The 13,928-nt window shown below is 60.0% G+C and carries 15 protein-coding genes and 1 tRNA gene; 10 read left to right on the top strand and 6 right to left on the bottom strand.

What is annotated here, in order from left to right:
• Positions 1–193: 193 nt before the first annotated feature.
• Positions 194–2,029, bottom strand: coding sequence for a DNA mismatch repair endonuclease MutL (mutL, locus tag ACI5KX_RS09335; RefSeq protein WP_406810394.1), 1,836 nt, complete (start codon positions 2,027–2,029; stop codon positions 194–196).
• A gap of 192 nt (positions 2,030–2,221) precedes the next feature.
• On the opposite strand from mutL, the gene ACI5KX_RS09340 reads away from it, so the two are divergent.
• The 5 genes from ACI5KX_RS09340 to rodA are packed head-to-tail and all read left to right on the top strand — an operon-like array spanning position 2,222 to position 7,977.
• A complete protein-coding gene (locus ACI5KX_RS09340) occupies positions 2,222–3,265 on the top strand; it encodes a rod shape-determining protein (protein WP_406810395.1) in 1,044 nt (347 codons plus the stop codon).
• A 53-nt stretch (positions 3,266–3,318) separates the two neighbouring features.
• Complete coding sequence (gene mreC / locus ACI5KX_RS09345; protein ID WP_406810396.1) at positions 3,319–4,224, top strand: rod shape-determining protein MreC; 906 nt, start codon at positions 3,319–3,321, stop codon at positions 4,222–4,224.
• Positions 4,221–4,784, top strand: a complete 564-nt coding sequence (locus tag ACI5KX_RS09350) for a rod shape-determining protein MreD (protein ID WP_406810397.1) — start codon at positions 4,221–4,223, stop codon at positions 4,782–4,784. The genes mreC and ACI5KX_RS09350 overlap by 4 nt, the downstream gene beginning before the upstream one ends.
• Positions 4,784–6,862 (top strand): penicillin-binding protein 2, encoded by a 2,079-nt coding sequence (mrdA, locus tag ACI5KX_RS09355; RefSeq protein WP_406810398.1) that lies wholly within the window; start codon positions 4,784–4,786, stop codon positions 6,860–6,862. Before ACI5KX_RS09350 ends, mrdA begins: the two co-directional genes overlap by 1 nt.
• Before the next feature lie 41 nt (positions 6,863–6,903).
• A complete protein-coding gene (gene rodA / locus ACI5KX_RS09360) occupies positions 6,904–7,977 on the top strand; it encodes a rod shape-determining protein RodA (RefSeq protein WP_406811353.1) in 1,074 nt (357 codons plus the stop codon).
• Between the two features lie 3 nt (positions 7,978–7,980).
• On the opposite strand, the gene ACI5KX_RS09365 is transcribed toward rodA, so the two are convergent.
• Positions 7,981–8,691 carry an autoinducer binding domain-containing protein gene (locus ACI5KX_RS09365; RefSeq protein ID WP_406810399.1) on the bottom strand — a complete coding sequence of 237 codons (711 nt, stop codon included), beginning with the start codon at positions 8,689–8,691 and terminating at the stop codon, positions 7,981–7,983.
• 239 nt (positions 8,692–8,930) lie between these two features.
• Between ACI5KX_RS09365 and ACI5KX_RS09370 the strand changes: the two genes are divergently transcribed.
• The 5 genes from ACI5KX_RS09370 (at position 8,931) to ACI5KX_RS09390 (ending at position 12,054) form a co-directional block, all read left to right on the top strand.
• Positions 8,931–9,242, top strand: a complete 312-nt coding sequence (locus ACI5KX_RS09370; RefSeq protein ID WP_406810400.1) for a hypothetical protein — start codon at positions 8,931–8,933, stop codon at positions 9,240–9,242.
• Between the two features lie 106 nt (positions 9,243–9,348).
• Positions 9,349–9,424 (top strand) — tRNA-Lys (locus ACI5KX_RS09375).
• 117 nt (positions 9,425–9,541) lie between these two features.
• Entirely contained in the window at positions 9,542–10,348 is an 807-nt protein-coding gene (locus tag ACI5KX_RS09380; protein WP_406810401.1) for a hypothetical protein, read from the top strand.
• A 52-nt stretch (positions 10,349–10,400) separates the two neighbouring features.
• A complete protein-coding gene (locus ACI5KX_RS09385; RefSeq protein ID WP_406810402.1) occupies positions 10,401–10,943 on the top strand; it encodes a hypothetical protein in 543 nt (180 codons plus the stop codon).
• The gene (locus ACI5KX_RS09390; RefSeq protein WP_406810403.1) at positions 10,918–12,054 is read left to right on the top strand and encodes an MBL fold metallo-hydrolase; all 1,137 of its coding nucleotides are present in this window, start codon (positions 10,918–10,920) and stop codon (positions 12,052–12,054) included. The genes ACI5KX_RS09385 and ACI5KX_RS09390 overlap by 26 nt, the downstream gene beginning before the upstream one ends.
• Positions 12,055–12,207: 153 nt before the next feature.
• Here ACI5KX_RS09390 and ACI5KX_RS09395 read toward each other — a convergent pair whose 3' ends face one another.
• The 4 genes from ACI5KX_RS09395 to ACI5KX_RS09410 all read right to left on the bottom strand — a co-directional run bounded on the left by ACI5KX_RS09395 (position 12,208) and on the right by ACI5KX_RS09410 (position 13,897).
• Positions 12,208–12,525, bottom strand: a complete 318-nt coding sequence (locus tag ACI5KX_RS09395) for a hypothetical protein (RefSeq protein ID WP_406810404.1) — start codon at positions 12,523–12,525, stop codon at positions 12,208–12,210.
• Between the two features lie 62 nt (positions 12,526–12,587).
• Entirely contained in the window at positions 12,588–12,725 is a 138-nt protein-coding gene (locus tag ACI5KX_RS09400; RefSeq protein WP_406810405.1) for a hypothetical protein, read from the bottom strand.
• A gap of 120 nt (positions 12,726–12,845) precedes the next feature.
• Positions 12,846–13,436 (bottom strand): YdaU family protein, encoded by a 591-nt coding sequence (locus tag ACI5KX_RS09405; protein WP_406810406.1) that lies wholly within the window; start codon positions 13,434–13,436, stop codon positions 12,846–12,848.
• 266 nt (positions 13,437–13,702) lie between these two features.
• Entirely contained in the window at positions 13,703–13,897 is a 195-nt protein-coding gene (locus ACI5KX_RS09410; RefSeq protein ID WP_406810407.1) for a helix-turn-helix transcriptional regulator, read from the bottom strand.
• Positions 13,898–13,928: the final 31 nt, after the last annotated feature.

Below are 13,928 nucleotides of genomic sequence, written 5' to 3' on the forward strand. Positions count from 1 at the left end.
ATTGAAAGGTGCCTTCGTTCAGGGTCAGCGTCCTTCCGCGCGCTCCCGTTGCATTATGGTCCGCGTGTTGGGAAATAGGGCCCCCTATTCGGCACCGACGCCGGCGAAAGGGGGCCGTACTGGTTGGACTAAGCGATGCAGACTTCTTGAGCCCGCAATTGGGTCGAAAGCGGGCCTTAATGCACGTGGATACTCAATGCCGCCCGAACAGCTTCTCGACGTCTTCCATGCTTAGCTTCACCCAGGTCGGACGGCCGTGATTGCACTGGCCTGAGCGCGGGGTTGCTTCCATTTCGCGCAAGAGGGCGTTCATCTCCTCGACGCGCAGCACGCGCCCCGCCCTGACCGATCCGTGGCAGGCCATCGTCGCGAGCACGTATTCGAGTTTCTCGGAGAGCAACAGCGCGCCCGAATCCTCGTTCTTTCCGTGCTTGGCAATGTCGTCGGCGAGGTCCTGAAGGAGCTTCCCGGTATCCGCTTTGGCGATGGCAGCGGGGACGGCGCGCACCAGCATCGCGGCGGGGCCGAAGCGCTCGATGCTGAGGCCGAAGCGCGCCAGACCCTCGGCGGCGTCTTCGAGCCGGTCGCAATCGGCCTCGTCCATCTCGACCACAGCGGGCACCAGCAGCGCCTGCGAGCGCGCTACGCCCTCCCCGGCCCCTGCCGATTTGAGCCGTTCGAGCACGAGCCGTTCGTGCGCCGCGTGCTGATCGACCAGCACCAGCCCGTCCGCCGCCTCGGCGACGATATAGGTGTTCGCAACCTGCCCGCGCGCGATGCCGAGCGGGAATTCCTTCGCCTCCTCGGGGATCGGTGCGGCTTCCTCGGCGCGTCCGGTGGGGAGCGCCTGAGGCTGCTGCGGCGTCCATTCGGGTCGCGGCTCCGACACGCGCGCTTGCGGCGCCGTCCAGTCGCGCCCCTCGAAGATCGAACGCAATGCCGCAGGGGTTTCCTCGCGCGCGGGCTCCTGCTGCCAGCGTTCCATCGCCTTGCGGTCAGGACCGTTGGCGCTGCGCCGGTCCCCGGTCGCCAGCGCTTGCCGCAGGCCCGAGACGATAAAGCCCCGCACGCCATTGGCATCGCGGAAGCGCACCTCGGTCTTGGCCGGATGCACGTTCACGTCGACATCCTGCGGCGGCAGGTCGAGGAACAGCGCGAGCACCGCGTGGCGGTCCCTCGCCAGCATGTCCGAGTACGCACCGCGCACCGCGCCGGTCAGCAGCCGGTCCTTCACCGGACGACCGTTGACGAACAGGTGCTGATGATCGGCGACCCCGCGATTGTAGGTCGGCAGGCCCGCGATCCCGGTCAGCCGCATCGCCCCGTGCGGCGTTTCGCGGGCAAGGTCGATGGCAACCGCATTGTCCTTCAGCTCGCGCGCGATGATCTGCGAGACCCGCGTCGCCAGCGGCTCGTCCGCTTGCGTAGCCAGCGCCTTGCGGGTCTTGCCCTCCGCGCCGTTTTCCAGCGTGAAGGCAATTTCGGGCCGCGCCATCGCGAGCCGCCGCACGATATCGAGGCAGGCGATGTATTCGCTGCGCGGCGTGCGCAGGAACTTGCGCCGCGCCGGGATCTTGGCGAACAGGTTCTCGATCCGCACCCGCGTCCCTGGCGGGAGAGCGGCGGGGCCTTCCTCCACCAGTTCGCCATGGTCGAGCACCATGCGCCAACCATCCTCGGCTCCGCGCACCCGGCTCTCGATCGTCAGCCGTGCAACGCTCGCAATCGAAGGCAGCGCCTCGCCGCGAAAGCCCAATGTCGAAACCATCTCGATGGCGTCATCGGGCAATTTCGAAGTCGCATGGCGCTCAAGGGCAAGCGCCATGTCGTCGCGGCTCATCCCGCAACCATCGTCGGTCACTTCGAAACGGGTCAGCCCGCCATCGGTCAGCGCGACCGCGATTCGCGATGCGCCCGCGTCGATCGCGTTTTCGACAAGCTCTTTGAGCGCGGAAGCGGGCCGTTCGACCACCTCTCCGGCGGCAATACGGTTCACGAGATCGCTTGGAAGGCGGCGAATTTGGGCCATTTGTCGCAAGCTAGCGCTCAAGCATCGCAATTTCGAGGGTAACCCCCCATATTAACGCTGGCGATCAACAATTATTTTGGTGTTTTGGCTACGGATTCGCTAGGCGCATCGGGTCATGTCATATCGGGGTCGAAAAGCTTTGCAGGGGGTCTGCAAAGCGCCCGCCCCGACATCCACGGAATAAAAGCAAAAATGAGCTTCTTCTCAAATCTCTTCAAGTTCGGTTCGCAGAATATGGCGATCGATCTCGGGACCGCGAACACTCTCGTTTACGTGCAGGATCAGGGCATCGTCCTCAACGAACCTTCGGTGGTCGCGATCGAGACGATCAACGGGATCAAGCGCGTGAAGGCTGTCGGCGACGACGCGAAGATGATGATGGGCAAGACGCCGGACACGATCGAAGCAATCCGTCCGCTGCGCGACGGCGTGATCGCCGACATCGAAATCGCCGAGGAGATGATCAAGCACTTCATCCGCAAGGTTCACGGCAAGCGCAACCTGCTGCGCTATCCGGAAATCGTGATCTGCGTTCCTTCGGGTTCGACCTCGGTCGAAAAGCGCGCGATCCGCGATGCGGCGTCGAATGCGGGCGCTTCCGAAGTCCACCTTATCCTCGAACCGATGGCCGCCGCGATCGGCGCCGACATGCCGGTGACCGAACCGGTCGGCTCGATGGTCGTCGACATCGGAGGCGGCACCACCGAAGTCGCGGTGCTCTCGCTGCGCGGTCTTGCCTACACCACCTCGGTTCGCACCGGGGGCGATAAGATGGACGAAGCCATCGTTTCCTATGTCCGCCGACACCACAACCTGCTGATCGGCGACAGCACCGCCGAGCGGATCAAGAAGGACTACGGCATTGCCGTCGTGCCCGAGGACGGCGTGGGCGAGACGATCACATTGAAGGGCCGCGACCTCGTGAACGGCGTGCCCAAGGAAATCACCATCAACCAGGCGCATGTCGCCGAGGCACTGTCCGAACCGATCGGCGCGATCGTCGAAGGCGTGCGCATCGCTCTCGAGAACACCGCGCCCGAGCTCGCGGCAGACATCGTCGACCAGGGCATTGTGCTCACCGGCGGCGGCGCATTGATCCGCCGCCTCGACGAGCACCTTCGCGAGGAAACAGGCCTGCCGGTTTCGATCGCCGAAGATCCGCTTACCTGCGTCGCCATCGGCACCGGCCGGGCGATGGAGGATCCGATCTATCGCGGCGTCCTGATGAGCGCATAATCGCAATCGAACCGAGAAGGAGCTCGGACGATTAGAAGAAGGGAATAGCGGACATGGCGCCGCCGTCATCGCGCCGGACGGGCTTTTCGAAGAAGGCCCAATATTCGGTCTTCACCGGCTACTTGCTGGCCGGACTCGGCGCGCTGCTCGGTCTCGGCATGCTCGCGCTGTCGCTGTGGCAGCCCGCGGCGTTCGCTCCCTTGCGAGGCGGCGCACAGGATGCGGTGGCTCCGGTCGGCGAAGGCACCGCAGCTGTGCGCAGCGGATCGCACAGCCTGTGGGATTCGATCAGCGGATATTTCAACGCCGGTTCGCAGAATGCTGCGCTGCGCGAAGAAGTCGAACTCGCGCGCATCCGCCTCGCAGAAGCCGAAGCGGTGGCGCAGGAAAACGAACGCCTGAAGTCACTGGTCGCGCTTTCCGAAAGCGAGATCGAACCGGTCGCGGTTGCGCGGCTGGTCGGATCGAGCGCGTCGAGCAGCCGCCGGTTCGCCTATATCGCCCGCGGCCGCAGCGACGGGATCGAAGTCGGCATGCCGGTTCGCTCGCCGCGCGGTGTGGTCGGGCGCGTGCTCGAAGTTGCGCGGAGCTCGTCGCGCATCTTGCTGCTGACCGACACCGAAAGCGTTCTCCCGGTGCGCCGGTCCAGCGATGAAACGGTGGCTTTCGCGGAAGGGCGCGGCGACGGGCTGCTGCGCATTCGACTGATCAACCTCGGCCTCAACCCGCTCGAAGTCGGCGATGTCTTCGTCACCAGCGGCGCGGGTGGCTATTACCGTCCCGGGGTCGCAGTCGCAGTGCTGAGCGAGCTGACGCCCGATGGCGGGATTGCCCGCCTGATCGCCGATCCTTCGGCAACCGATTTCGTTTCGGTCGAACCGATCTACGTTCCCGAAGCGGTGGACGCCGCGCGGGTCCGCCCGGAAACCACGCTGGAAGAAGCCGAGAGCGACGATTGAACGACCGGCTGACGTCTTCCCCGCGCCGACGCGCGAGCCCCTATGGCACCGGGATCAACCGGGTCCACTCCCCGCTGCGCGCGCGCAGCGTGCCCTATATCAGCATCATGCTCGGGTCGCTGCTTCCCGTCCTGCTGCTGGCCGATGTCATGCCGATGCTGCCGCCGCTAGGCTACATGATGCTGCTCGGGTGGCGCATTGTCCGTCCGGGCCTGTTGCCGCTCTGGGTCGGTGTGCCGCTCGGCGCGTTTGACGACCTGTTCAGCGGTCAACCGTTCGGCAGCGCGGTGCTGCTCTGGTCGGTGACGATGATCGCGCTCGAGATCATCGAAACGCGGTTTCCGTGGCGCGGCTTCTGGCAAGACTGGTTCACCGCAGGTCTAGCGCTGGTGCTGTACATCCTGGCGGCCATGGTGGTTTCCGGCGCTCCGATAACCTTGCACATGTTCGTCGCTGCGATCCCGCAGATCGTCCTCGCTGTGCTGCTCTATCCGCTGTTCGCGCGGATCATCGCGTGGCTCGATCTGTTTCGTCTCGCCCGCGCTCGGAGGGTCGGCTGATGGCCGGTCTGTTCAAGAAAAGGAAGGGAGCGAGACGCCGTGGTCCGGTGGTGAACGCCTCCACACTCAAGAACACTTTCGACCGGCGCAGCGTGGTGATCGGCACCATTCAGGGCGGGATCGGTGTGCTTCTGGCGGTGCGCATGGGCTACATCGCCATTGCCGAGAACGAAAAGTACCGGCTCGAATCCGAAAGCAATCGCGTCAACCTTTCGCTTATCCCGCCCCGGCGTGGGTGGATCCTCGATCGCAATGGCGCCCCCCTCGCCTCCAACCGCGCCGATTTTCGCGTCGATGTGATACCCGAACGGCTGACCGATGCCGAAGCGACGATCGACCAGATCGGCAGCCTGCTGGAGCTGGAAGACACCCGCATCGCCGACATCAAGGCAGAGGTGACGTCTTCTCGCGGGTTTGCCCCGGTCGAAGTCGCCAGCGGACTGGACTACGAACAATTCGCCGCACTCAGCGTGCGACTGCCCGATTTGCAGGGGGTCGTCCCGCAGCGCGGCTTTTCGCGCTTCTACCCGACCGGGTCGAGCGTCGGCCACCTGATCGGCTATGTCGGCCCTGCCAATGCCGAGGAATACGAGCAGGAGCGCAACCCGCTGCTGATCACGCCGGGCTACAAGATCGGCAAAGACGGTCTCGAAAAGCAGTTCGAGCAGGAATTGCGCGGCGTCCCCGGCGCGCGCCGGGTCGAGGTCACCGCTTCGGGCCGGATCGTGCGCGATCTCGAAACGCGCGAGGACATTCAGGGCGATCCGGTCAAGCTGACGATCGACGGGCCGCTGCAGGATTACGCCGCGCGCCGGATCGGCCTCGAAAGCGGGTCGGTGGTCGTGATGGATTGCGAAACCGGCGACCTGCTTTGCATGGCTTCGATGCCAAGCTTCGATCCGAACAGTTTTTCCGACGGCATCGGCAGCGTCGAATACGCCATGTTGCGCGAGGACCAGCGGGTGCCGCTGCGCAACAAGGTGCTCAAGGGGCTTTACCCGCCCGGTTCGACCGTAAAGCCGATGCACTGCATGTCCTTCATGCAGGCCGGCATCGACCCCAGCGAGACGATCGTTTGCGGAGGCGGGCGCCGGATCGGCAACCGTTTCTTCAATTGCTGGAGCAATCACGGCGTCGTCGACATGGCCAAGGCGATTTACCAGTCCTGCGACAGCTATTTCTATCACTTCGCCCAGCAGGTCGGCTTCGACCACGTCGCCGCGATGGCCAAGAATCTCGGGCTCGGGCAGGAATTCCCGCTGCCGGTCACCAGCCAGTTCTATGGCACCGTCCCGACCTCGGATTGGAAGCTCAACAAGTTCGGGCGCGAATGGCAGCCGTTCGATACAGTCAACGCCTCGATCGGCCAGGGATATTACCTCACCAGCCCGCTTCAGCTGGCGGTGATGAGCACGCGTCTGGCGACGGGGCGGCATGTCGAACCGCGCCTGACCATGAACGCCAAGCCGAAGGGCTTCGACCAGGTCGATTTTCCCGCTGACCAGGTTGCCTACATCCGCCAGGCGATGAGCGATGTGGTGAATGGACCGGGCACTGCCGGACGCGGGCGGCTGCCCCTGCCCGATGTCCAGATGGCCGGAAAGACCGGGACAGCGCAGGTCGTCTCGCTCAGCGTCTCCGACGGTCGCAGCGGCCCGTGGAAATACCGCGACCACGGACTGTTCGTGTTTTTCGCTCCGATCGACAAGCCGAAATACGCCGGCGCCGTCGTCATCGAGCATGGCGGCGGATCGGGCGCTGCCTATCCCATCGCCCGCGACGTGATGACCTTCATGTTCGATCCGGCGAAAGGGCTCGAAGCGCTTCAGGCACTCGAGAAGCAATGGGGCGGCACCGCACAGCAGCGGCTAGAAGCGCGGTATGCCGCCTTCGCCGCCGAACGCGGGGCGACCGTCACCCCGCCCCCGCGCCGCGACGAGGACATCTTCGACCGGGTCGAGGCGGAAGCCCGGCTCGAAGCCACCCGCACCCAGGAAATCGGCGAGGAGTTCGTCGCCCCTCGGCCCAACCCGGTCGCATCGGGATCGCCTCCTCCGGTCGAGGGAGCCGAACGGTGACGGGGATCGTCCCGGCCCCGATTGCACGCCAGCCCTGGGGCATGCTGATCCCGCTGTTCCTGCTGGTCGCCTTCGGTGCGGCGGTGCTGTATTCGGCCGCAGGCGGCGCGATGCAGCCCTTCGCCTCCTCGCACCTGATCCGCTTCGGCGTGTTTCTGGTGATGGCTTCGATCATCGCATCGGTGCCGCGCGAGCTGGTGAAGTTGCTTACCTATCCCGCCTATATCGCGGTCGTGCTGATGCTGTTTGCAGTGGAGCTCATCGGCTTTGTCGGCGGGGGAAGCCAGCGTTGGCTCGACCTCGGTTTCATGGTGCTCCAGCCTTCGGAGCTCATGAAGCCCGTAATCGTATTGACGCTCGCGCATTTCTATTCCGCGCTTCCGGCAGGCATGATCACGAGCTGGCGCGCGCTCGTGTTGCCGGGAGCCATGATCGCGCTGCCGATGGCGCTCGTGCTGTTGCAGCCGGATCTCGGGACGTCGCTCGCAATCGCCTTCGGCGGCGGGGTCGTGATGCTGCTCGCTGGGTTGCCGATGAAATGGTTCGTGGGAGGCGGCTTCCTTGCCGCCGCCGCCGCGCCGGTAGTCTTTTTCTTCGGGCTCCAGCCCTATCAGCAGCGGCGCGTGATGACGATGTTCGATCCCGAGGCCGATCCGCTGGGCGCCGGCTACCACATCACCCAGTCCAAGATCGCGATCGGATCGGGCGGGATCTTCGGCAAGGGATTCAACGAAGGGTCGCAGAGCCACCTGCAATACCTCCCCGAACCGCACACCGATTTCGTGTTCGCGACGATGGCGGAGGAATGGGGCCTGATCGGCGGTCTGTTCGTCATCGCGGTCTTCAGCGTGATCCTGCGCTGGGGCTGGAATGTGGCGCGCGCCTCGCGCGATCGCTTCGCCACGCTGCTCGCCGCCGGAATGGTTGCAACCATTTTCTTCTACATCGCGGTGAACCTGATGATGGTTATGGGCATGGCACCCGTTGTCGGAATCCCGCTGCCCTTCATGAGCCATGGCGGATCCTCGATGATGACCAACATGATCTGCATCGGCGCGCTCATGATGGTCAATCGCTGGAACCGCGAGGCGCCCCGCAGCGGGCTTTCGGGCTAGGCTTCAGGCGGTAACCAGGCCGAGCTTGAGCGCTTTGACCACGGCACCCACGCGATCGTTGGTTCCAAGTTTGGCGTAAATACGCTTGGCGTAAGTCTTCACCGTATCCTGCGACAGGCCGAGGATGTCGGCCGTGACGGAAAGCGATTTGCCGCGCACCAGCCATTCAAGCACCTCGAGCTCGCGCGGCGAAAGCTCGACCGGCTGTCGCGCCGATTCAAGCAAGACACACACCCGCTGGTGCGCGGCCTGCGAAATCGATCGTGCGATGCCGAGTTTCTTTTCGCCGACTTCGCTCCCCGGCCTGCCGAAATCGATCGAGGCATAGGCATTGCGGCTGCGCGGCCCGAACAACGGCAAACCGAAACCGTGCACCAGTCCGAATTCACGCATTCTTGCGAAGAAAGCCTCGTTTTCGGACGTGTTCGGTGCGATCGTCATCGCCCGCTCCCAGCTCAGCATCGCGCCGTAGGCCATGGTGCGCGGGGGAATAGGATCGCTCTTCCGGAAATTCGATTCGTCGTAGAGCTCAAGCCACTCGGGATCGAAGCCATGGGCATGAACGACTGTCCGCTCGGAATTCTGTCGTTCGAAAAGCGGTGTGAAATGATAACTTTGCCGGACAGCGCCCAATTCTTCGCACACGCCGACCGCGTACCAGAGTACTTCTCCGATATCCTCTAGCGCTTCGATTTTGCCGAAGTAACGCTGCATGACATGAGGCACGTTACACTACGTCACCCGATTGGGCGACTTTCCGTTTACGTAAGGGAAGTCCATAAGCATTGACGGTGGCTCGAAGAGAGCGCCCGCGTTCGGGTCGTATGCTCGCGGTTTTCCGCAAAGCGGTAGTTGGACGCGAAAGCCCTGGCGGCAGGCTCCCCCCCTTACGGAACTGTCGCCAGGCACGAGATCATACCTTCGGAAGGACCGGAATGTTTCGCTTGCGCGCGATGACCGACTGGCTGCGCCGCCAATTGGGCTGGCCACAGAACGGAAACGAAGACAACATTGTCTCGCTGGCCGGCGATGCAGCGACCGTCGCGATCGTCGTGCACGAACGTGCGAGCAGCGGAACGTCCACAACCCTGCGGCAATTGCCTCAAGCCACCGGCCTTCCACAGCGCCGCGCTCTATCTGCTGTCGCCGAACTCGAACGAAGCGGTCTGATCGTCATCGAGCGCGACGTTCACGACGCGCTGGAGTCCGCGATCTCTCTGGGCAGGGAGATCCGTGAAGAGCTCGAAAAGCGCAAGGCCGCATAATCCCCTTTTCATCCGCGAAATGGTCGCTATATGCAGCGCCTCACCTGATTCGGGACGCTGTCGATGACGCCCCGAACCCCAGGCAAACCGATGTTTCGATCGGAATGGACGCATAGCTCAGTTGGTAGAGCAGCTGACTCTTAATCAGCGGGTCCTAGGTTCGAACCCTAGTGCGTCCACCACTTTTCAAAAGCTTACAGAAGAATTTCCTCGAATAGCCTTTCCGAAAGCGCTCAGGGCAACATAGGGGGCAACGGAGTGGACTCCCTCTTGCTGATTAACGATCCAGCACGACTGGTGTGCAGCAATTCCTAAACCGCTTTTTGCGCACCGAATCAGGCAGAACTCGTGCGATACTTGATATCGGTGCAGGATTGTTGCAGTTGACCGGTGCTGAAAGGGGAGAGCAATGCGTGGCTGAGTTCCGCGACAAGAATTATTCAACCGTCCTTTTGGGACGATTCAACCCTCTCATATTTTCGCCCGAGTGGCTCAGAGATAACAAGGTAATTGGCCCTGAGGAGGCACAGAATGCTCTAGAGGACGGCGGCATAGAGATTATGGCGCCAAATGTCGTGTCCATGAAAATTGGGTCGATGAAGCTCTTGGTCGAGGATAAGAGGTTCATGCTTCTTGTTGGCGATGAACCACTGATCAGGGCAAAAGACTTCCCGGCGTCGTGCTTCAGTCTATTGAGACACACTCCGGTCTCCGCTGTGGGTCTCAATTATAACGTTTCCCTGATTGGCGACGAGGAAGACAAGTGGAATAGGTTTGGAGACATCCTGGCTCCAAAAGACCATTGGGGAAGCTTTATGACGTCGGATTCGGGTGAGCGGATGGGTGGGCTACGTTCGATCACGCTCGATCGCCAGAAGACAAATACAGACGGCCTATCCTATCGCAGATTAATTCTCGAGATCCCAGAAAGTTCGAAAGAGCGCCTCGCCATTCTTAAGATCAATAATCACTTCGATTTGTCGAAAGACGGTGTGCTCAGCGATGGCGACGCAGCACTTGAGATTATCAACAATCATTGGGATGAGATGATGGAACGCTCAAATGAGTTAGCACAGCAGGTAAAAGACTTAGCAGACAATGCCTAATGCGTACCCTACACTCGCGGTCTCTTCCTCATACCGTTTTGTTCCTACAGCGATGAACGAGCCACACCGTGGTTTGGAAGATACAGCCGATGACGATAGTCGTCTGGCACTCCCACTTCCATCACCTTCTTCTAAAGATCCATCAACGCTTCTAGAGCCTGAGAGGGCGAATGAGACTTATGACGGTGTGCGGATTTTCGACCAAGTCAGTCCCATCGCACCACTTCAACGCGCAAATCTAGAAAGATTAGACCTAGCCAACCGGCTGGAGGTTCTACAGGCGTGGGAAGGTGTCGTGACATTTGTTGACGAGGAGGAACAGGAGTTCACTGCAAGACTTTTCGATTTGACAGATTCAGAGGGTCAGGAGTCGCAAGCAGTCTTCGATATGTCGGATGTCAGCTTAAACGATCGAGACCTCTTACAGAACGGCGGAGTGTTTCAATGGTCAATTGGCTATCGGCGCCACAGAACCGGTCAGATCGAGAGAGTTTCCGCCATAACTTTTCGAAGATTGCCAGCTTGGCTCAGCGAAGACATTCATAACGCTAGACACGAAGCAGACCGACTTGCAGCCTCTTTTTCCATCGAGTGAAGGCTACAACAAGGCTCCTGCTGACGACGAAATCGAGGTCACCCTTATTGGCCCAGGATTCGGAGAGTGTGTGCTGGTCCATGTTGGCGAGGGTCACTGGATAGTCGTAGACTCTTGCGTGGAAGCAAAGTCACAAACACCCGCGGCTTTGAGATATCTTGCAGACATTAATGTCTGTCCAAGCAAGGTTTCCCATCTAATCATCACCCATTGGGATGCAGATCACTGCAAAGGCATCGCGGAGCTTGCGAAAGCGTGCTCGAAAGCGAAAGTCGTTATGTCTCGCGCATTTGTCGAACGAGACTTTCTCGAATTCGTTCAAGCTCACAAGAAGCCGCTGACACGCATGGCGAGGTCAGGCGTTGGAGAGATAGACCACTTGCTCCGTGAGCTAGAGAAATCTGGCCGGACCAATATTATCGCTGCTCAACCCGATCGACGGATCCACACATGGCCTGCTTCGTCGATTGGACACGGCCAGAAGTGCGAGATTTGGACCCTCGCGCCATCCGACTTCGAATATCAAAATTTCTTGGAATGGCTCGCAAGCCAGATGCCGAAAGTAGGGGAAACTCGAAGGACCGCGATTACTCGCAAGCGCAATAACTTATCAGCCGTGATTTACCTCAGGATCGGAGAAGATGCGATATTGCTAGGAGGCGATATCGAGGAACGAAACAAACCTGAGGCCGGCTGGAGCGCGATTTTGGCATCGTCAGGACGACCACAAAATCCGGCTAGCCTGTTCAACCTATCCCATCATGGCGCTGATAGTGGCGATCACCCAAAAGTTTGGAGCGACATGCTGTCTGCGAAGCCGTGGGCGCTAATTTCGTCATTCCGAAACGGAAGCGTTAGCTTGCCGAGCAGTGCTGATGCCAATCGGACGCTGGGCTATACTGAAAACGCTTACGTCTCAACAAATCTGAAGAGCGTTGCAAACCCTCCGATGGACAAGCGAGTTTCGAAAACAATCAAACAGGTTACCAAGCGATATACGACACTAAGTCAGAAGATGGGACTGATCCGCGCGAGGCGGTTAGCAAAAGGCAGCCCTAATTGGGAGGTGAGCCTTCACGGGAATGCAAGCCACCTTTCACATGCGCGTTAGGGCAAGGCTTCCAATCACACATTCCTGAAAAACGCTCTCGAGTTGCCCAGTCGTTGCCCTGTTAGAAGAGCTTTGCAAGTTACTGGATAACACTCGAAATCCACGGGGGTTTTCTGCTCAGATCGTTGATCTCTGATCAGCGCGTCCTTTTATTCAGCCCTTCTCACTGTTTGAGATTTGGCCGAAATCCTCTTCCTCGATCATCCGCTCGATCCGATCGAGCATTACCGAATGATCGCTCCCGCGCGTCGCATCGCTGGCCAGAGGGTGACTGTCGAGATCCGGCACAGCCTCGAGGTCGGCATCAGGAAATTCTTTCTTGGCCTCTGCACCTGTCAATCCGACTCCCTCGAACAGCGCCTTACGGGCCAGTGCCACGGTGCCGTCTTTCCAGACGCCTTCGCTCGACCAGACAGCAGAGGCGTCGCCCGACACGGCGACCAGTCGTAATTCAAGTTCGTAAAAGTTCATGCACTATCTCCGTTCAAAGGAAGTAGCGCCGTCTTCTTCGGACAATCGCAAGGGCATCTGATTCAACCCCCGAAATCCTTCACCGCCTGCTCTGCTTCCTCATTTGTCAGCCCATGCTTCTCCTTCACCGTCTCGGTCAGTCCTTTCTTCAGAGGAATCTCCTCGCCCTGCGTCTTTCCGCTCGCGATCTTCGCGTGCATGGCCGCTTTGCGTTTAATCGCTTTTCGATGAGAGTTCATGCTCTGCTCCACCGGCTCGCTAATGACCGTGACTCATGGAGCGCTGATAAGACGGAGTCGTGGATTCGAGCAAACCTAAGATCATGTGCTTTTTCCGCAAAGATCCTCTTCGAAATCTTGAGCATTGCCGAGACTATCGACGATCTTCGATGCAAGATCTCCGACACGCTGCGGCTCAGTCATTCTAGCTTCAGTCTCGCTGTTTTTGGTGGAAGGTTGGTGTGAGGTTGAAGGTGATGGTGATGGTGATGGTGATGGGCTTGCTTGAGGCAGTTCCCCTCCAGCATTAGGCGCAGTGCGTCGAGCATTGCTGGAAGAATTGCTTGCAGATTCCTTCCCCCACCGCGCTTTGGCGGCTGCGCGCGCCTTGCTCTGTCGCTTCTTTCTGTTCTCCCGGGCTTCCTTAAGCTCTTTATCAAGTTGCTCAGAGAGCCATTGCCCTCTCTCAACCTCAAAAAATCGCTCAATGGTCGGTCGGATTTGTCGCCAGTCCTCAATAGACAACCTCGTAATTCTAGCCAGGATATCGTCGTCATCGGGAGGAGGCCCGTTCTTCCAATAGTCCAGTCGCAACAAGAAATATGCTCCATGTTGGACCGTGGAGAGCCTTTGCGTGCTAGCCAGATAATCTCCCACATAGATTGGCATCCATATTCCGACATCCTTGCTCACTGCGAAGGTGCCCAAATCAAGACGCCGCGCTTCCCGTTGCAGGACCTTGATCGCACAATGAAAGCCCTACCCGTTTCGATCATCAGCGCCTCTGCCAATTCTCCCAACATGTGACGGAGTGCACCTTGTCTTCCTGGATCATCTGGATAGGCCATGAAGGCCTTGCCCGGGGCCAAGCTTCTCATCGTCAGCTCGACTTCCTGGGCGTGAAATTCCCATAAGGGCACGTCTACTGATACGCTTACGAATTCGATGGTCAGCATTGATTAGCCCCAATCCCGCCGACCGTTGAGAAACTCCTGCAGGCAAGAGCTTCGAAGACCAACGCGAGCGGGACTAAGTCTCTCAAACTTTGGGAACTCTCCGCGCTTTTGGGCGCGATAGATTGTGGGTAGGCTTAGATTCACAAGCTGGGAAACGGTTTCGCGATCAACGATCTGATCTAGGTTTAGCTGAGTCATTTGAACCTCCAATTCTCAGGATGGTTCAATC

This window comes from Erythrobacter sp. GH1-10, from assembly GCF_045363165.1.
GTDB lineage: Bacteria > Pseudomonadota > Alphaproteobacteria > Sphingomonadales > Sphingomonadaceae > Erythrobacter.

Bases quoted from the DNA above. Each gene is read 5' to 3' on its own strand.
- rodA (WP_406811353.1), top strand. From the start codon at position 6,904: ATGCTGATCCCGCTGTTCCTGCTGGTCGCCTTCGGTGCGGCGGTGCTG.
- mutL (WP_406810394.1), bottom strand. From the start codon at position 2,029: ATGGCCCAAATTCGCCGCCTTCCAAGCGATCTCGTGAACCGTATTGCC.
- ACI5KX_RS09370 (WP_406810400.1), top strand. From the start codon at position 8,931: ATGACCGACTGGCTGCGCCGCCAATTGGGCTGGCCACAGAACGGAAAC.
- mreC (WP_406810396.1), top strand. From the start codon at position 3,319: ATGGCGCCGCCGTCATCGCGCCGGACGGGCTTTTCGAAGAAGGCCCAA.
- ACI5KX_RS09340 (WP_406810395.1), top strand. From the start codon at position 2,222: ATGAGCTTCTTCTCAAATCTCTTCAAGTTCGGTTCGCAGAATATGGCG.
- ACI5KX_RS09410 (WP_406810407.1), bottom strand. From the start codon at position 13,897: ATGACTCAGCTAAACCTAGATCAGATCGTTGATCGCGAAACCGTTTCC.
- ACI5KX_RS09395 (WP_406810404.1), bottom strand. From the start codon at position 12,525: ATGAACTTTTACGAACTTGAATTACGACTGGTCGCCGTGTCGGGCGAC.
- mrdA (WP_406810398.1), top strand. From the start codon at position 4,784: ATGGCCGGTCTGTTCAAGAAAAGGAAGGGAGCGAGACGCCGTGGTCCG.
- ACI5KX_RS09385 (WP_406810402.1), top strand. From the start codon at position 10,401: ATGAACGAGCCACACCGTGGTTTGGAAGATACAGCCGATGACGATAGT.
- ACI5KX_RS09400 (WP_406810405.1), bottom strand. From the start codon at position 12,725: ATGCACGCGAAGATCGCGAGCGGAAAGACGCAGGGCGAGGAGATTCCT.
- ACI5KX_RS09365 (WP_406810399.1), bottom strand. From the start codon at position 8,691: ATGCAGCGTTACTTCGGCAAAATCGAAGCGCTAGAGGATATCGGAGAA.